This is a genomic window from Xanthobacter flavus, assembly GCF_017875275.1.
Lineage (GTDB): Bacteria > Pseudomonadota > Alphaproteobacteria > Rhizobiales > Xanthobacteraceae > Xanthobacter > Xanthobacter flavus_A.
Window position 1 is genome coordinate 1,694,523 of sequence record NZ_JAGGML010000001.1, and the last position, 17,738, is coordinate 1,712,260.

16 protein-coding genes are annotated in these 17,738 nt (G+C 69.5%); 8 read left to right on the top strand and 8 right to left on the bottom strand.

Features of this window, described 5'->3' with window-relative positions; all coding sequences use genetic code 11:
- The first annotated feature begins 165 nt into the window (after positions 1-165).
- The 4 genes from J2126_RS08210 to J2126_RS08225 all read left to right on the top strand — a co-directional run bounded on the left by J2126_RS08210 (position 166) and on the right by J2126_RS08225 (position 4,242).
- Positions 166-729: a YeeE/YedE thiosulfate transporter family protein gene (locus J2126_RS08210; RefSeq protein ID WP_209485582.1), complete on the top strand. Its 564-nt coding sequence runs from the start codon at positions 166-168 to the stop codon at positions 727-729.
- 27 nt (positions 730-756) lie between these two features.
- The gene (locus J2126_RS08215; protein WP_209485584.1) at positions 757-1,380 is read left to right on the top strand and encodes a YeeE/YedE thiosulfate transporter family protein; all 624 of its coding nucleotides are present in this window, start codon (positions 757-759) and stop codon (positions 1,378-1,380) included.
- A 4-nt stretch (positions 1,381-1,384) separates the two neighbouring features.
- Complete coding sequence (locus J2126_RS08220; RefSeq protein ID WP_209485586.1) at positions 1,385-2,524, top strand: NAD(P)/FAD-dependent oxidoreductase; 1,140 nt, start codon at positions 1,385-1,387, stop codon at positions 2,522-2,524.
- 95 nt (positions 2,525-2,619) lie between these two features.
- Positions 2,620-4,242: an ABC-F family ATP-binding cassette domain-containing protein gene (locus J2126_RS08225; protein WP_209485588.1), complete on the top strand. Its 1,623-nt coding sequence runs from the start codon at positions 2,620-2,622 to the stop codon at positions 4,240-4,242.
- Between the two features lie 129 nt (positions 4,243-4,371).
- Here J2126_RS08225 and J2126_RS08230 read toward each other — a convergent pair whose 3' ends face one another.
- On the bottom strand, positions 4,372-5,670 hold the full coding sequence (locus J2126_RS08230; RefSeq protein ID WP_209489966.1) for an NAD(P)/FAD-dependent oxidoreductase: 1,299 nt from the start codon (positions 5,668-5,670) through the stop codon (positions 4,372-4,374).
- 281 nt (positions 5,671-5,951) lie between these two features.
- Between J2126_RS08230 and J2126_RS08235 the strand changes: the two genes are divergently transcribed.
- Both J2126_RS08235 and J2126_RS08240 read left to right on the top strand, forming a co-directional pair.
- The gene (locus tag J2126_RS08235) at positions 5,952-6,521 is read left to right on the top strand and encodes a hypothetical protein (RefSeq protein ID WP_209485590.1); all 570 of its coding nucleotides are present in this window, start codon (positions 5,952-5,954) and stop codon (positions 6,519-6,521) included.
- A 406-nt stretch (positions 6,522-6,927) separates the two neighbouring features.
- A complete protein-coding gene (locus J2126_RS08240) occupies positions 6,928-9,804 on the top strand; it encodes an EAL domain-containing protein (RefSeq protein WP_245327784.1) in 2,877 nt (958 codons plus the stop codon).
- Positions 9,805-9,810: 6 nt separating this feature from the next.
- Here the strand turns inward: J2126_RS08240 and J2126_RS08245 are convergent, their stop codons facing one another.
- From J2126_RS08245 to J2126_RS08265, 5 genes are all read right to left on the bottom strand, one after another.
- Complete coding sequence (locus tag J2126_RS08245) at positions 9,811-10,398, bottom strand: YcgN family cysteine cluster protein (protein ID WP_209485594.1); 588 nt, start codon at positions 10,396-10,398, stop codon at positions 9,811-9,813.
- 35 nt (positions 10,399-10,433) lie between these two features.
- Complete coding sequence (locus tag J2126_RS08250) at positions 10,434-11,054, bottom strand: hypothetical protein (protein WP_209485596.1); 621 nt, start codon at positions 11,052-11,054, stop codon at positions 10,434-10,436.
- Complete coding sequence (locus tag J2126_RS08255; protein ID WP_209485598.1) at positions 11,039-11,575, bottom strand: hypothetical protein; 537 nt, start codon at positions 11,573-11,575, stop codon at positions 11,039-11,041. Before J2126_RS08255 ends, J2126_RS08250 begins: the two co-directional genes overlap by 16 nt.
- A 247-nt stretch (positions 11,576-11,822) precedes the next feature.
- The gene (locus J2126_RS08260) at positions 11,823-13,058 is read right to left on the bottom strand and encodes a GGDEF domain-containing protein (RefSeq protein ID WP_209485600.1); all 1,236 of its coding nucleotides are present in this window, start codon (positions 13,056-13,058) and stop codon (positions 11,823-11,825) included.
- 174 nt (positions 13,059-13,232) lie between these two features.
- Positions 13,233-13,634 (bottom strand): hypothetical protein, encoded by a 402-nt coding sequence (locus J2126_RS08265; RefSeq protein ID WP_209485602.1) that lies wholly within the window; start codon positions 13,632-13,634, stop codon positions 13,233-13,235.
- Positions 13,635-13,739: 105 nt separating this feature from the next.
- Here J2126_RS08265 and J2126_RS08270 point away from each other — a divergent pair, with 105 nt between their 5' ends.
- Entirely contained in the window at positions 13,740-14,666 is a 927-nt protein-coding gene (locus J2126_RS08270) for a diacylglycerol/lipid kinase family protein (protein ID WP_245327249.1), read from the top strand.
- Here the strand turns inward: J2126_RS08270 and J2126_RS08275 are convergent.
- On the bottom strand, positions 14,663-15,493 hold the full coding sequence (locus J2126_RS08275) for a hypothetical protein (RefSeq protein ID WP_209485606.1): 831 nt from the start codon (positions 15,491-15,493) through the stop codon (positions 14,663-14,665). The two genes, J2126_RS08270 and J2126_RS08275, sit on opposite strands and share 4 nt — an antisense overlap.
- Positions 15,494-15,523: 30 nt before the next feature.
- Positions 15,524-15,961 (bottom strand): hypothetical protein, encoded by a 438-nt coding sequence (locus J2126_RS08280; protein ID WP_209485609.1) that lies wholly within the window; start codon positions 15,959-15,961, stop codon positions 15,524-15,526.
- A gap of 249 nt (positions 15,962-16,210) precedes the next feature.
- Here J2126_RS08280 and J2126_RS08285 point away from each other — a divergent pair, with 249 nt between their 5' ends.
- Positions 16,211-17,692, top strand: a complete 1,482-nt coding sequence (locus J2126_RS08285) for a replicative DNA helicase (RefSeq protein ID WP_209485611.1) — start codon at positions 16,211-16,213, stop codon at positions 17,690-17,692.
- The last annotated feature ends 46 nt before the right edge of the window (positions 17,693-17,738 follow it).

Below are 17,738 nucleotides of genomic sequence, written 5' to 3' on the forward strand. Positions count from 1 at the left end.
ACCTCCCATTGTGCGCCCGCCGGTGCTGCCGATGGACGCGGGGCGCGCTCGGGATCTGTTGACCGCCCGTCGCGCCTCTTGACATTCAAGAATTAGAATTTCATTTTTTTGAATGTCAAGGGATTTGGCCGCGCGGGACGCGGCGCCCCGTTACGGAGGAAACCCATGAGCGAAATCGCGCAGCGCGCCGGGTCCGGTTCAGGCTTCGCCTGTTCCCTGAAGGCCAAGGCGTGGTCGCCCTACGTGGCCGGCATTCTCATCGGCCTTCTGCAGGTGCCGGCCTTCCTGCTCATCGAGACGGCGCTCGGCGCCTCCTCGTCCTACGTCACCATCGGCGGCATCGTGGCGTCGTGGATCGATCCGGGTGTGGCGCAGATCGACTATGTGGCGAAGCACATCGCCGCCACCGGCAAGAACTGGTGGCAGGTGGCGCTGGTCGTCGGCGTCGCCATCGGCGCCTTTCTGTCCATGCGCATCTCCGGCGCCCGTCGCAAGCCCATCTCCCCCATCTGGTCGCGGGCGCTCGGCACATCGAACCCCGGCGTGCGCTATGCGGTGGCGTTCGGCGCCGGCTTCGTGATGCTGTTCGGCGCCCGCATCGCCGATGGCTGCACCTCCGGCCATGGCCTTTCCGGCATGGCGCAGCTCGCCGTCTCCTCGACGGTCGCCGTCGCCGCCATGTTCGCCGGCGGCATCGCCACCGCCCTCCTCCTGCTGCGCCGCATCTGACGCCGAACCCCGGCAAGGAGAACCGCCATGTCTCTCGTCCAATCCATCGTCATCGGCCTGCTCATGGGCACGGTGTTCGGCGTCGCTCTCGAAAAGGCCCGCGTGTTCGAGCCGGGCATGATCGTGGGGCAGATGCAGCTCCGCAATTTCATCATGCTCAAGGTCTTCCTCACCGCCGTCGCCACCGGCGCGGTGGTGATCGCCGCGCTCCATGGCTTCGGCCTGGTGAAGCTCGCGCCCAAGGCCACCTTCTATGCCGCCGATGTGGTGGGCGGGCTGATGCTCGGTGCCGGCATCGCGCTGGCCGGCGCCTGCCCGGGCACCGTCCTCGCCCAGGTGGGCGTCGGCTATCGCGACGCTTTGTTCACGCTCCTCGGCGGCATCGCCGGCGCCACCGCCTTCGGCTATGCCGAGCCGGTGCTGAAGCCGGTCCTGATGGCCTCCGGGCCGGGCAAGATCACCTTCATGGACCTCACCGGCCTCTCCTATCCGGTGCTCGCGGTCGGGCTGGCCGTGGTGCTGGTGGTGATTCTCGTGGGGCTGGAGGTGTGGCGGCCGTGGCGCGCCGATCTCGGCGCGGACGTGGACGGCGATTTCGGACCCGCAGCGCCCGCAAAGGCCGCCCGCGCCCATCTCGAACCGGCGGAGTGATGCCATGACCGTCCCGCGCATCGTCATCCTGGGTTCGGGCTTTGCGGCGCTGACCGCGGTGCGCGAGCTGCGCCGCAAGCGCGTCGGCGCCGACATCACGGTGGTGTCGCCCGCGCCCATGCTCACCTATCTGCCGAGCCTCATCTGGGTGCCGGCCGGGCTGCGGCGGGCGGAGGACCTCACCATCCCCCTCGCGGGCTTCTTCGCCCGCCACAACGTGCGGCACGTGGCCGCGACGGTGGAGCAGGTGACGGACGGCGGACGGCGCGTCCACACCAGCGGCGGCGTCATCGAGAACGACATGCTGCTCATCGCCACCGGCGGGCGCTACATCCGCAAGCTGCCGGGCATCGAGCACGCGTTCATCCCGTGCGAGGGCATCGCCGTCGCGGACGCCCTGCGCCAGCGCATCGCCGCCCTCGAACGCGGCACCATCGCGGTGGGGTTCGGCGCCAACCCGCAGGAACCGTCCGCGGTGCGCGGCGGCCCCATGTTCGAGTTCCTGTTCGGCCTCGACACGCTGCTGCGCCGGCAGGGCCGGCGGGAGGCGGTGGATCTTGTCTTCTTCAACGCCTCCACCCAGCCCGGTCAGCGGCTCGGCGCCAAGGCGGTGGGCGGGCTGCTGAAGGAGATGGAGCGGCGCGGCATCAGGACCCATCTCGGCCACAAGCCGCTCAGCTTCGCCCCCGACAAGGTGGTGACGGAAGGCGGCGAGATCCCCGCCGACCTCATCCTGTTCATGCCCGGCCTCACCGGGCCGGCATGGCTGGCGGAAAGCTGCCTGCCGCTCTCGCCCGGCGGCTTCATCGCCGCCGACGCCACCTGCGCCGTCCATGGTCTCGACGATGTGTATGTGGCCGGCGACGCGGGCTCCTTCCCCGGTCCGGACTGGATGCCGAAGCAGGCCCACCAGGCCGATCTCCAGGCCCGCGCCGCCGCTCGCAACATCGCCGCCGTCCTCGCCGGCCGGCCGGAGCGGGAGACCTTCCGGCCCGAACTCGTCTGCATCGTCGATACGCTGGACGCGGGCATGCTGGTGTTCCGCGACGCACGGCGCAACTTCGCCTTGCCCCGGCTCGGCCCGCTGCACCATGTGAAGCGGATGTTCGAGGCGCACTATCTGCGCGCCTATCGCGCCGCCTGAGCGAGGCGCCCCTTTCGCACCGCAACAGGATGGATTAAGCCCCCGGGAAAGCGCGCCACGCGCACGACCTCCAATTCCCCGGGTGCCCCTGTCCCATGATCCGCCTCGACAACATCAGCAAGCAGAACGGCCGGCAGCTCGTCTTCATCGAGGCGTCCGCCGCGCTGCTGAAGGGGGAGAAGGTGGGTCTCGTCGGCCCCAACGGCGCCGGCAAGACCACGCTGTTCCGCATGATGACCGGGCAGGAGACGCCGGACGAGGGGCAGGTCTCGGCCGATCGCGGCATCACCATCGGCTATTTCAGCCAGGACGTGGGCGAGATGGCGGGCCGCTCCGCCCTCGCCGAGGTGATGGACGGCGCCGGGCCGGTGAGCACCGTCGCGGCGGAGCTGAAGGAGATCGAGGCGGCGCTGGGCGATCCCGACCGCATGGACGAGATGGATGCGCTCGTCGAGCGCTACGGCGAGGTGCAGGCCCGCTTCGAGGAACTGGGCGGCTACGCGCTGGAGGGCCGCGCGGCGGAGGTTCTCGCCGGCCTCGGCTTCTCCCAGGAGATGATGGACGGCGACGTGGGCAAGCTCTCCGGCGGCTGGAAGATGCGCGTGGCGCTGGCCCGCATCCTGCTCATGCGCCCCGACGTGATGCTGCTCGACGAGCCCTCCAACCATCTCGACATCGAGAGCCTCATCTGGCTGGAAAGCTTCCTGAAGGGCTTCGACGGCGCGCTGATGATGACGTCGCACGACCGCGCCTTCATGAACCGCATCGTCAACAAGATCGTCGAGATCGACACCGGCAGCCTCAACTCCTATTCCGGCGACTATGAGTTCTACGCCGGCCAGCGGGCGATGAACGAGAAGCAGCAGCAGGCGCAATACGAGCGCCAGCAGGCCATGCTGGCCAAGGAGATCGCCTTCATCGAGCGCTTCAAGGCCCGCGCCTCCCATGCCGCGCAGGTCCAGAGCCGGGTGAAGAAGCTGGACAAGATCGACCGGGTGGAGCCGCCCCGCCGGCGCGAGGCGGTGGCCTTCGAATTCGCCCCCGCGCCCCGCTCCGGCGAGGACGTGGCGAGCCTCAAGGGCGTCCACAAGCGCTATGGCAGCAAGGTCATCTATGAGGGGCTGGACTTCCACATCCGCCGCCGCGAGCGCTGGTGCGTGATGGGCGTCAACGGCGCCGGAAAGTCCACCTTGCTCAAGCTCATCGCCGGTTCCACAGAGCCGGACGACGGCACGGTCAACGTCGGCGCCAGCGTGAAGATGGGCTATTTCGCCCAGCACGCCATGGATCTCCTGGAGGGCGAGCGCACCGTGTTCGAGACGCTGGAGGACGCCTTCCCCCAGGCCGGACAGGGCGCCCTGCGCACGCTGGCCGGCTGCTTCGGCTTCTCCGGCGACGACGCGGAAAAGCGCTGCCGGGTGCTGTCGGGCGGCGAGAAGGCGCGGCTCGTGATGGCCAAGATGCTGTTCGACCCGCCCAACTTCCTGGTGCTGGACGAGCCCACCAACCATCTCGACATCACCACCAAGGAGATGCTGGTGGCGGCGCTGGCCGATTACGAGGGGACCATGCTGTTCGTCTCCCACGACCGGCACTTCCTCGCCGCCCTCTCCAACCGCGTGCTGGAGCTGACGCAGGACGGCATCCACCAATACAACGGCGGCTACACCGAATACGTCGCCCGCACCGGCCAGGAAGCGCCCGGCCTGCGGAACTGAGGGGGCTGGGGGTGAGGGGTCGGTCCTGACCGCCTCGCCACGGCCGACCAAAAGGCACCACACCCCTCATCCGTCTCGCGGCTCCGCCGCGATCCACCTTCTCCCGCAAGGGGAGAAGGGAACGGCGCCTCACCCCATTCCCCGTTCCCCCACCACATGCGCGGCGGCCGATCCCGCCGCATAGAAGGCCGCCTGCGCGGCCCGCCACCGGGGGACGGCAACCTCCCGCTCCGGCAGCGGCACGTCCTCCGCGCGCGACCGCCCCAGCACCACATCCGCCATCAGCCGGCCGAACACCGTGCCCGGACCGATGCCCCGGCCGTTGTATCCACTGATGGACACCACATTTCGCGCCAGCCGCCGGAAGCGCGGCAAGGCATCGTCCGTCATGCCGATGGTGCCGTACCAGGCGGCCTCGAACGGCGCCGGCGGCAGCTCCGGAAAGAGCCGCGCCAGCGCGCGCCGGGAAAAGGCCTCATGCACCCCCGCCAGAGCGCCGAGCGCGCCGATGCTGCCGAACACCAGCCGCCCGGCCGCGTCATAGCGGAGCGATGTGAGCACCTGCCGCGTGTCCCAGATGCCCTGCCGGCCGGGCAGGATGCGCGTGCGCAGGCGCTCGGGCACCGGCGGGGTGGCGAAATTGAAATAGGGCAGCGGCACCTGCTCGCGGGCGAGGCGCTCCCACGGCCCGAAGCTGTAGGCGTCGCTGGCGACGATGATCCGGTCCGCCGCGAGCGTGCCGCCATCGGTGCGCAGCCGCCAGCCGCCGGCCGTCTCCTCCGCCGCCCGCACGGGGCTCGCCGTATGGAGGACCGCCCCGGCCGCCATCGCCGCGCGGGCAAGTCCCCGGGCATAGGCAAGGGGCTGGATGGTGCCGGCCCGTTCGTCCAGCAGGGCACCGCGATAGGTGCCACCGCCGATCGCGACGCGGGCCGCGTCCGCATCCAGGAGGCGCACCGGCGCACCGCGCGCCTGCCACTGGGCGGCGCGGGCTTCGATCTCGGCCTGCCCGGCCCGGCCGACGGCGCAATGGAGCGTGCCGTTGGGCGTCGCCTCGCAGGCGATGGCGTGGCGGGCGACGAGGGCGAACACCTCCGCCGGCGCCCCGCCGAGGAGCGCGAGCAGCCCCTCCCCCTTCTCGGCGCCGAGGGTGGCCACGATGTCGTCGGGCATCACCCAGAGCCCGGCGTTCACCAGCCCCACATTGCGCCCCGCCCCGCCGGAGCCGATGCCGGCGGCCTCCAGCACCACCACCCTTGCGCCCGCCTCGGCCAGCCGCAGCGCGGCGGAAAGCCCGGTATAGCCGGCGCCCACCACGGCGATATCGGCGCGCGCCTCGCCACTCAGCGGCGCGGTCTCGGGCGCGGGCGGGGCGGTCATGGCCCACAGGCCGTGGCTTCTGGGATCGGTGCCGGGAGGGGGAGGCATCTGCATGGCCTCTTTTCTACAACATCGCCGGACGGCGGGAATGACCTTGCGTCCGCCGCACGGAAACGAAGAATTAACCATACGGGCCGCACGATGGTCCGCGATCCGCTCAGATGGAACGGACCTCCGCCGCCAGTGCGTACCTCCTCCCGCAAGGAGAATCGAGCGCCGGCCTAGTTGCCGCTCAACCGGCAGGGCGCATGCTCTTTGGACGCACTTTTGTGTTTCCTGGGCTCCTTTGATATGAGGGGCGCCCAGTAGAGATTATTCGGAGCTGCGTGATGGCTAATCCGCGCGTCTATGTTTACCAGTTCGCCTCCGGCTCCCAGTGGGCGGCCGGCGACAGCGTGGAGGCGTATCTGCGCCGTCTTCTGGATGTGGACTTCACCCAGTCGCTCCGCGCCGACCGCCTCGCGGCGGTCACCGCCTTCCTCGACGAAGCCTTCCAGCTGGCCCACACCATCGGCTGGAGCGGTTCCGCGCGGGAAATCCCGCAGATGTTCTCGCTCCCCGGCATGCCGGCCGAAGAGGCCGTGCACATGATCGCCTGGGAGCAGGAAGACGGCGTGGCCTTCATCGCCTCGCCCTATCCGCTGCCGTGGCTCGACGCCAAGGCGAGCCGCACCACCGATTCCGACCGCGCCGTGCCGGTGGAGGCCGCGCCCGTGGCTCCCGTCGCCCGCCCCGTGCAGCAGCAGCCGCTGGAAGTGGTTTCGGCCCAGGCCGAGGAAGCGGTGGAAGCCGCCCTCGACCCGTTCTCCGAATACGTGCGCCGCGAGGAGGCCGCCCGCCTCTCGCGCGAGCCCGCGCCCCTCGCCGAGGACCGCGACGCCGCCCGCCGCTTCTTCTGAGCGAAAATCTCCCGATCTTCGATGCGCGCCCCCCAAAGGGCGCGCATTGTCGTTCCGGGAGCCCCTTTCGGCCCGTCTGGAACGATGCCAGGGCGCGCGTGCGCCTTGCTCCGGCCGCAACGCTTGGATAGATGATTCAGGGTGTGGACCGCAGCGCGGCCTCTTCGCAACGAGCCGGCGCGGTTGACCTTAAGTTATGTTCGTGATGCGTGGTGGCGTTTTCCCATCCTGATGGCCCCAAGGTGAAACCAGCGTCCGTCGCCGTGTCGCGCGCCACCCCTGCGCGGCGCATCCGGCTTCGGGCATGTTCCAAGGCTGATCGGTCCGGTTCGATGCCGGATGCGGAGACCTGAATTTGCGGTCGTTTCTCGCCGGCGTCCTCGCTCTGCCCGTGGCGCTCCTCCTCATGCTCTGCGCGCTCACCGGCAGCGCCCAGGCGATGGAAGCGATCGCGCTCCGGCTCGATGCCAAGGTGGTGGACCTGCTGCCGGCCGTCGAGCGCCAGACCACCGATGACGGCCGCTTCCAGATCTCCACCGCGCCCGATGCCGAGGGCGTCGTGCGCCGCATCGAGGTGCCGACCTCCGACGGGCGCAGCCATGGCGACTGGATCGCCTTCGCCCTCACCAACAACACCGACGAGCAGGTGGACCGCCTCATCGTCGCGCCGCATTACCGCATGTCCGGCTCCGGCCTGTTCTGGCCGGACCTCGGCAACCGCCGCATCATCTCGCTCACGCCCAGCCAGGGCTTCAAGCCGGAGCGGCAGTCGGCGCCGGACGCGGATGTCTTCCTCATCACGCTCGATCCCGGTTCCACCGTCACCTTCGTGGTGGAACTCGGCTCGGCGGGCCTGCCCCAGCTGCAGCTGTGGGAGCCCGACGCCTACAAGGACCGGGTGAACGCCTTCACCCTCTACCACGGCATCGTCATCGGCATCGCCGGCCTGCTCGCGCTGTTCCTGACGATCCTGTTCGTGGTGAAGGGCTCGGTGATGTTCCCGGCGGCCGCCGCGCTGGCCTGGGCCGTGCTTGGCTATATCGGCCTCGACTTCGCCTTCTGGTCGAAGGTGTTCGGCCTCTCCCCCATCGCCGAGCAGTTCTGGCGGGCGGCGGGCGAGGCGATCCTGACCGCGACGCTGCTCGTGTTCCTGTTCGCCTACCTCAACCTCAACCGCTGGCACGTGCGCTACGTCCACGTCGCCGCCGGCTGGCTGGTGTTCCTCGCCGCCCTCGTGGTGGTGGCGCTGCTGGATGCGCCGGTGGCGGCGGGCATCGCCCGCCTCTCGCTGCTGGCGGTGGCGGTGGCCGGCTTCGGCGTGGTGATCTGGCTGTCGCAGCACGGCTTCGACCGCGCGGTGCTCATCATCCCCACCTGGTCGCTGCTGGTGGTGTGGGTGATGATGGCGGGCCTGACGGTGGCCGGCTTCGTCACCAACGATCTCGCCGCCCCGGCGCTCTCGGGCGGCCTCGTGCTCATCGTCATGCTCATCGGCTTCACGGTGATGCAGCACGCCTTCGCCGGCATCGGCGGCATCCAGGGCTCGACCTCGGAGCTGGAGCGCCGCGCGCTGGCGCTGGCCGGCTCCGGCCTCATCGTGTGGGACTGGGACGTGGACACCGACCGCATCTACACCTCCCCCGAGGCCGAGGAGGCGCTGGGCCTGAAGCGCCATTCGCTGGAGACCGAGGCCGCCGGCTGGCTGGAGGTGCTGCACCCCGCCGACCGCGACCGCTTCCGCGCCACGCTCGACGGCATCATCGACCAACGCCGCGGCCGCATCGACCAGGATTTCCGACTGCGCGCCATCGACGGCCACTATCTCACCTTCAACCTGAAGGCGCGCCCGGTGGTGGGCGCGGACGGCGAGGTAGTGCGCTGCATCGGCACCCTCACCGACGTGACCGGCGAGCGCATCGCCGCCGAGCGCCTGCTGCACGACGCGGTGCGCGACAACCTCACCGGCCTGCCCAACCGCGAGCTGTTCCTCGACCGCCTGCACCAGGCCCTCGTCACCGCCCGGCTCGACGACAAGGTGAAGCCGACGGTGATGGTGATCGACCTCGACCGCTTCAAGCTGCTCAACGTGCAGGTGGGCATGGCGGTGGCGGACTCGATCCTCCTCACCGTCGCCCGCCGCATGACGCGCCTCTTGAAGCCGCAGGACACGCTGGCCCGCATCTCCGGCGACCAGTTCGGCATCATCCTGATGTCCGAGCGCGACGCCGAGCGCATCACCACCTTCGCCGACACCCTGCGCCGCTCGCTGCGCGCGCCCATCGCCTTCGCCGACCGGGAGGTGTTCGTCACCGCCTCCATCGGCCTCGTCCTGTCCGGCCCGGACCAGGTGAAGCGCGACGAGGTGCTGAAAGACGCCGAGCTCGCCATGTATTATGCCAAGCGCATCGGCGGCGACCGCATCGAGGTGTTCCGCCCGGCCATGCGCCAGCAGAAGATCGACCGCGTGGTGCTGGAACAGGAGCTGCGCGAGGCGCTGGAGAAGGACCAGATCTCGGTCCGCTACCAGCCCATCGTCCGCCTCGGCGACCGGGCCATCGGCGGCTTCGAGGCCTATATGCGCTGGAACCACCCGCGCCTCGGCGAGCTCGCCGCCTCCGAATTCATCCTGCTGGCCGAGGAGACAGGGCTCATCCTCGACCTCGGCCTGTTCGTGCTCGACCGCGCGGCGCGCCAGCTCGGCCAGTGGCAGCGCCTGCTGCGGGTGGACCCGCCGCTGTTCATGCACGTGAACGTCTCGTCGCGGCAGCTGCTGCGGCACGATCTGATCCAGGATCTCAAATCCGTGCTGGCCCGCAACACGGTGGCGCCCGGCTCGCTGAAGCTGGAAGTCACCGAGAGCCTGGTGATGGAAAACCCGGAATATGCCGCCGTGGTGCTGGGCCGCATGCGCGAGCTGGGCGCGGGCCTGTGCCTCGACGATTTCGGCACCGGCTATTCCTCCCTCGCCTATCTCCAGCGCTTCCCCTTCGACAGCGTGAAGATCGACCCGCGCTTCGTGCGCTCGGTGGCCAAGGGCCCGTCCCGCGCCGCCCGGCCGGTGATCGTCGGCGCCATGATCGACCTTGCCCACGACCTCGGCATGGACGTGATGGCCGAGGGGCTGGAGAAGGAAACGGAAGCCGCCGAGATGACCCGCTTCGGCTGCGAATATGGGCAGGGCGTGGTGTTCGGCGAGCCGCTCACCGCCGAGGAATGCCGCAGCCTCATCGAGCCCGCACCGGCGGACGCCCGCAAGAAGAAGACCGGCGCGGCGGCGGAATAGGCCCGTTCAGGCGCCCGTTTCGGACAGTCGCGGCTTGACCCGCGCGCGGGCGCGCCTCGCGGGGGCCTCGCTCCCCTGCTGGCGCCCTTTGGCGCCGCGCGGCCAGCGGGCCGGCCAGTTGACGATGTGGTCCACCAGCTCGAACAGCCCGAACTCGCTTTCCAGCCCCGCCACCCGGCCCTTCACCGAAATGCCGGCGCTGACCACGGTGTCCGGCGTGCCCGACACCAGGGGATGCCAGAACGGCAGATCCTTGCCCTCGCGCACCAGCCGGTAGGCGCAGGTGGGCGGCAGCCAGCCGATGCTCTCCACCGCCTCGGGGGTGAGCCGCACGCAATCTTCCACGATCTGAGAGCGGTTGGGATAATCGGCGCAGCGGCAGGAGCCGGCGTCGAACAGGCGGCACGCCACGTCGGTGTAGGCGACGGCGCCCGTGTCCTCGTCCTCGAGCTTCACGAGGCAGCAGCGGCCGCAGCCGTCGCACAGGCTCTCCCATTCCTCGACCGTCATGGTGGCGAGGGTCTTCGTCCGCCAGAACGGCGCGGTCGCCGCGTCGGCGGGCCGGTCGGGACGGGATGGGGCGGGGGGCGACATGCCGCCCCTTTAGCACAGGGCGGGCGTGAAGTCGCTCATTCGCCGCCGTAAGACAGCACCATCTGGTAGACGACGGGCTTTGCCGCCCGCATGGCCGCGTCGTCGGAGCGGAACTCCCGGTCGCCGTCCACGTCGCCCTCATAGGCGCCGGGCGGCGAGAACCGGAGCAGCAGGCGGCAGCCGTTGCCATTGGCGAGCTTATTCGGGGCGAGACGGCCGCCTTCAAAGTCCAGCACCGAGCCGCCATAGTCCCAGCCGAAGCCGGAGAGGGTGAAGGGCTTGCCGTTCGCCCGCTCCACCTCGGCGAGGGTCGCGCCGATGCCTATGCCCTCGGGCGTGCGCCACGGGCCGGGATCGTAGACCAGCACATCGCCTGGCCGCCGCCGCTTCTTCTCATCCAGCCAGATGATCTCGACCCGGCGCGACCGGTCCTGCGGAAACAGCACGGTGGCTTTCACCATCTCGCCCTCGGCGGCTGGCACGGTGCGGAACACCACGTTGGCGCGGCCGAACTGGCGGATCAGCGCCGCCTCGTCCGTATCGGGCGCGAACGGGCCGACGCAGGCGAAGGGCGGCAGCGTCTCCGGGCCGGCGGCCGCGAGTGGCGAGACCATCGCGCCCGCGAGGACGAGGCCCATCATCAGCCGGCGGAGCATGTGGCCCGTCCCTTCAGCGTGCGGGTTTTTTCCGTCCCGGCCGCATCTATGGCGGTGAGGGTGAGGACATAGCGGCCGGCGAAGCTCTCCGCTTCCTTGCCTTTGCCCTTGGTCTCGATCACCAGCTCGGCCGAGCCGGCCTTGGGGTCGGGCAGCTCGTGATAGAGGTGCAAGCGCACCTCGCTGCCGTGGAACCAGTGATGGACCAGCGCCTCGCCATCCAGCTCCAGTTTTTCGAACGGTGGCGCGCCCTTGCCGGCCGGCTTCACCTCCAGCACGGCGCGGAAATTGTTGAAGCTGCCGCCCATGCCGTGGGAAAACGCCGTCTGCGCCGCGAAGGAGACGGCGGCATCGTCGATGCTGCAATCGAGCGTGCCCGTGGCGTGGGCCGGGGCCGCCACGACGAGCCCGAGCGCGGCGAACCCGAGCGCGGCGAGCGCGATCGTGGCGAGCCCGCAGGCCACGACGCCCGCCCCCCGTCGAGGGGACGCGGGAGAATATCCCGTCGAAAATCCGGACATGGCGAGGCTCCCGGCGCAGTTGCCGGAAGGGAGCTTAAAACACCCGCCGACCCACCCGCAACGCGAGCGGAGCCGGGCTCAGCGCTTGCCGGCGGTGTAGTGATCGGCCCAGGCGAGGGCAAAGGCGAAGCCGCCGAAGGCGGTGACGATGGCGGCGAGCCAGATGGCGGTCTGTGCAGGCATGGTTTCCCCCGTGTTGGTCAGGGGAAAGGCTAGGCAGCGTTCCGGGCCGGCACGTTGATCCAGATCAAGCGGTGCGGCTCAGGTCGTCCACCTCGGGCGCGTCGCCGGCAGAGGGGGCGTCAGTGGCGAGCGCGCCGCGCCCCTCCTGCTTGGCCATGGCGACCAGCGCGTCGGCGCGCGCCAACAGCCGGTCGAGGTCTTCCCCCTCCCGCTGTTCGACCACGCCGAAGCTGGCGGTGACCACCGCATGGGGCGGCAGCACAGTGAGGCGGGCGAACTCCAGCTCCGCGCGCAGCCGCTCGGCGACCCGCGAGGCGCCGACCCGGTTGGTCCGCGCGAGGAGCATGGCGAACTCCTCCCCGCCCATGCGCGCGGTCGCGTCGCGGGGCGAGGTCTCCTGCAGGATCAGGCCGCCGATGACGGAGAGCAGCCGGTCGCCGGAGCCGTGGCCGAAGCCGTCGTTGATCTCCTTGAACCGGTCCATGTCGAAGGCGACGAGCGTCACCGGCTGGGCGCCGGGATCGGCGAGGATCTCCGCCGCCCGCTCCATGAAGGCGCGGTGGGTGCCGAGCCCGGTCAAGGGATCGATGCGCCCCTCGCGGCGGATCTCGTCGATGGCGTCCGCCGCGATGGAGGCGAGCAGGGCCAGGGCCAGCAGGAAGCCGCTGATGAGCAGGCTGAAGTTCAGCACCTGCCAGAACGGCGTCGCCCGGAACAAGGCGGCGAGATCCGATGGGTCGGCGCCGCTCTCGCGCAGGCGGTCGATCTCGAACAGATCGCCGGAGATGTGCATGGTCAGCACGGTGCGCACGAAGAAGTGCAGGCCGAAAACGAGGAAGACCCAGGACAGCAGGCGGTCGATGGGGCGCCGCCGCTGGATGGCGAAGATCTGCAGCGCCGCGATCACGAACATCAGGCCGTAGCCGAAATTCTGCGCATAGATGCGGGCGACGACATCGCGGTCGACATAGAAGAAATAGAACACCAGTGCGACGACGCCGCAGGCGATGACGAGCAGCAGCCGTCCCGATCCGGCGCGGCCGAACCGCACCAGCACGCCCTCCACCAGCGTCAGCACGGCGAAGGTGTAGACGATGGCCGAGACCACGGCGTTCGGACCCGCGCCACGGGGGAGGCCGGTGATCTGCATCAGCGCGGCGAGCGCGTAGGCGCAGAAGGCGGACGCGAAATAGAGCCCGCAGCGGCGCTCGCGATCGTGCAGCCAGACCAGCAGGAACACGAGGGCGATCAGCAGCGAGATGATGGGTCCGGCAAAGATGTAAAGGCGTCCCTCCGACATGCTTCGCCCACAGTCGCCCGCACCCTAGGGTCATCCGGAGGCGGCACAGCCGCCCGCCACCCTAGGTCGCATCTGTCGCCCGGCACCTACTTGAACGGTTCAGTCCGGAAAAAGTCAAGCCTGAGCCCTTGCGTGGCGCCAAGTCAACCTGCTGCAATGCAACAGGAAGTTGCCTCAGCGACGATAGGCCCACAGGCGCAGTTCGTGCTTCAGCCGGCGGAAATCGTGGAAGGTGAAGGCCAGCAGCGCGCTCGCCAGCACCGCCAGCGTGAGGGCGACGCCATTCGACCAGTCCAGCGCCGAGCGGGTGAAATCATAGACGAGGTAGGCGAGCAGCAGCGTCACCGCGAGCGCCACCGCATAATAGATCCGGGTGTCCAGCCGGGCGATGAGCATGCCCACGCCCACCCAGATGGCGAGCGCGATGAGGATGGCCCAGCCGAGGCCGAGGCCGAACTGGCGGGCCACGAAATGTCCGCCCACCCAGCACAGCAGCACCGAGACCGCGAGCACCAGCAGCCCGGCCCGCAGCCGGAAGATGTAGGAGCCCTTTGCTCCGGTCGGGGCGGTGGACATGATGCACCTCGGATCGGCACCCGCGGCACGAAAGTGGCGGGACGGAAGGGAACCACCCGGCTGCGCCAACGCTTGTGCCGGTCTGGAGGATGCACGATGCGGCGAATGCGGGTCGTACTCAATGCCAAAGCGGGGACCGTCCACGACATGGGCCCCGACAAGGTGCGCGGTATCGTGGACGACGCCCTAACCCGGCCCGACCTCGACGTGGACGTGGTGGTGGCCGAGGGCAACGCCATGGCGGCGGCCATCGATTCGGCGGCACGCGACGGCTACGACACGGTGGTGGTGGGGGCGGGCGACGGCACCGTCTCCTACGCCGCCTCCGTGCTCGCCAACACGGACGTGACCCTCGGCGTGCTGCCGCTCGGCACCATGAACCTGCTCGCCTACGACATCGGCCTGCCGCGCGACCTGATGGGGGCGCTCGAGGCGCTGCATGATGCCAAGCCCATGCGGGTCGATCTCGGCACCCTCAACGGGCGGGCGTTCCACAGCGTGTCCGGGGTGGGCTTCTTCAGCCAGATGGCCATGGCCCGCGAGCAGATGCGCGATCGCGGGCGCGCCTTCGGCTGGTTCATGGCGCTGGGCCGGGCGATATTTCGATCCGGGAGACTGTCGCTGGAGGTGGAGGTGGCCGGCGCCCGCGAGCCCATCGACGCCTATGCCGCCCTCGTCACGGTGAACGCCTTCGACGCCTCGGGCTGGCACCGCTCGCGGCTCGACGGGGGCCAGCTGGAGGTGCTGGTGGCGGAGGATCGCGGCACGCTCGCGAAGCTGCGCACAGGTGCCGAGGTGCTGGTGGACGCATGGCGCGGCGCGCCGGGCATCCATGCCTTCTCGGCGCGGCGCGTCACCATCCATGCCCGCCGCCGCCGCGCCTGGGTCGCGACCGACGGCGAGGTGACGCGCGAAAGCCTGCCGCTGCGCTACGCCGTCGCCCCCGCCGCGCTGAGCCTTCTCGTCCCGCCCTCGGCCCTGCAATGGCAGGCCCACGAGCGGGAAGCGCAGGCGCGGGACAACGTGACCTAGAGGGGTGACGCCGCCGGCAGTTCCTCCACCGGACGGCCGCGATAGCGGATGAGAAGGGGGACGGTGAGCGTCATCGGGTGGGCGATGCCGTGTTCCCACAGGCCATCCTCGCCCCAGCAATCCCCATGGTCGCCGCACAGCACGATGGTGGCGCCGGCAAAGCGCTCCAGCAGGGGTGCGAGCTTGCGGTCCACATATTCGCAGCACAGCCGCTGGCGCTCGCGGCAATCGGCGGCGCGGTCCACGCTCTGGAACGGCAGGCAGGGATTGTCCGTGCGCGGCCAGGGCGCGCCCTCGAAATGATAGGGCACGTGGGTCTCGCCCACGTTCAGGAACACGAACAAATCGCGCCGGGTCTCCCGCGCCGCCTGCTTCTCGATGAAGGCGAGCTGCGTGGCGATGCCCTTGTCGCCGGTGAAGAGGAACTGCTCGAAGCTGCCGGTGAGCTTCTTCGACACCGGCGTCTTGGGATCGAACCAGCCCATGGCCGCCGCGCCGATGGTGGCGTAGCGGGCATTGCGAAAGCCATCCACGATATCGGCGCCGCTCACCGAGAAGCCCGGCCGTGCATGCCCCGCCGCCCCCGCCCGGTCGAGCCGGAAGAGGCGCGCGAACTTCGGGTTGAGGAACGGCACCGCCAGTTCCGCCACGCCGGGGGTGAAGCCCGCGAACATGGCGGCGTGGGAGGCATAGGTGAAATGCGCCGGGGCCTGCGCCTTGTAGAGGGCGGAGACCTGCTTCATGGCCGGGGCGTTCGCCGCGACGAACGTGTCGTAGCGGCAGGAGTCGATCGTGATGAAGAGCACGCTGTCGGGGGTGACACGCATGGGCGGCGGCGCTTTCGGGATCAGTCGGCGTCAGTTGCCGCCGTCGTTGTTGCTCTCGCCGCAGGTGTAGCCGACGAAGCAGCGGGGATTGTCGGAGGTCGGCATCCAGGCCGGCTTGGTGGTCTGGTCGTCCTGGCAGAAGCGCTGGTCGCGCACATAGCGCTGCGCATTGCCGCCGCCGGTGGGAACGAGGATGAAGCCCTGCGAGGTCACCACCTGCCGCACGCCGGCGCAGGTGGAGGGCGGCACGGGAACCGCCATGTAGCCTGCCGGCGGCGCCTGGTTCTGGCCGTAGATGGCGGTGCCGTCGATGGGAACGGGCAGCCCGCCGGCGCCGAGATCGGACGGCGGGGCGAGCGGGTCGCCCTGGGCGAGGGCGCCCGACGCGATCGACGACTGCGCAAGGACAAGGAATGCCAGCGCGGTGAGCACGGAACCCCGTGACGCTCCGGATCGGTCAGAACGCATCACTTCTCCCCTCGGTGCCGCCGCGGCAAGCCTGTAGCGTACCTTACGTCCGCTGGCAAAGCGCAAGACCATGCGTCGCCGACCCGCAGTGGCCGACGGGCAGCGGGACGCACAATTCCCGAAATCCCCGCTTTCCCGCCTGTGGATAAGTGCTTGGGCGGCGTGGGTCCGTGCCGCCGCAGAATTGGGCTGGTCCCGACGCTGCGGAACTTGCTACACCACCTCCCCAACCAGGGGATTGCCGGCTTCATGCTCGATCTGTCGGACAAGGGCGACCTCGAACCCACCTATCGGCAGGCGCCGCACAATGTGGAGGCGGAGCAGGCGCTGCTGGGCGCCATCCTCGTCAACAACGAGGCGTTCTACCGCGTCTCCGACTTCCTCGAGCCGCGCCATTTCTACGAGCCCATCCACGCCCGCGTCTTCGAGCTGGCGTCGGCGCTGATCCGTGCCGGCAAGCTCGCGACGCCGGTGACCATCAAGACCTTCCTGCCCGCCGACCTCGATGTGGCCGGCCTCACCGGCCCGCAATATCTCGCGCGGCTGGCGGCGGAGGCGACCACCGTCATCAATTCCGAGGATTACGGCCGCACCATCTACGACCTCTCGGTGCGGCGCGACCTGATCCGCATCGGCGAGGAGATCGTCAACGAGGCCTATGACGCCCCGGTGGACGCGACCCCGCAGGACCAGATCGAGGAAGCCGAGAAGCGCCTCTACGAGATCGCCGAGACGGGCCGCTACGACGGCGGCTTCCAGCGCTTCGGCGAGGCGCTGCGCGAATCGGTGGACATGGCCTCCAAGGCCTTCCAGCGCGACGGCCATCTCTCCGGCATCGCCACCGCCCTCGACGACCTCGACCACCAGATGGGCGGCCTCCAGCCCTCGGACCTTGTGATTCTCGCCGGCCGACCGGCCATGGGCAAGACCTCGCTCGCCACCAACATCGCCTTCAACATCGCCGCCGCCTATCGCGGCGAGACCCGGCCGGACGGCTCGACGGAAACCGTCTCCGGCGGCGTGGTGGGCTTCTTCTCGCTGGAAATGTCGGCCGAGCAGCTCGCCACCCGTATCCTTGCCGAGCAGGCGGAGATCGCCTCCTACAAGATCCGGCGCGGCGACATCTCGGAGAGCGAGTTCTCCAAGCTCGCAGCCGCCGCCCAGACCATGCAGACCATCCCGCTCTATATCGACGACACCGGCGGCATCTCCATCGCCCAGCTGGTGGCGCGGGCGCGGCGGCTGAAGCGCCAGCGCGGGCTGGACTTCATGGTCATCGACTATCTCCAGCTGCTCTCCGGCTCGTCCAAGTCCTCGTCCCAGAACCGCGTTCAGGAGATCACCGAGATCACCACGGGCCTCAAGGCGCTGGCGAAGGAGCTGCAGGTGCCGGTGATGGCCTTGTCCCAGCTCTCGCGTCAGGTGGAATCCCGCGACGACAAGCGGCCGCAGCTTTCGGACCTGCGTGAATCCGGCTCCATCGAGCAGGACGCCGACGTGGTCATGTTCGTTTACCGCGAGGAGTATTATCTTAAGAACAAGGAGCCGAAGCCCGGCACAGAGGAGTGGTTCAAGTGGGAGATCGAGATGAAGGCGGCCGAGAACACGGCCGAAATCATCATCGGAAAGCAGCGCCACGGCCCGACCGGGACGGTGAAGGTGCATTTCGAGCCCCAGTTCACCCGCTTCTCCAACCTGGCGCGGGAGGACCACCTGCCGGAGCGCCACTGACCGGCGCACCGCAGGCGGCCGAAAGCCGGGAGGACGAAGAACGCCA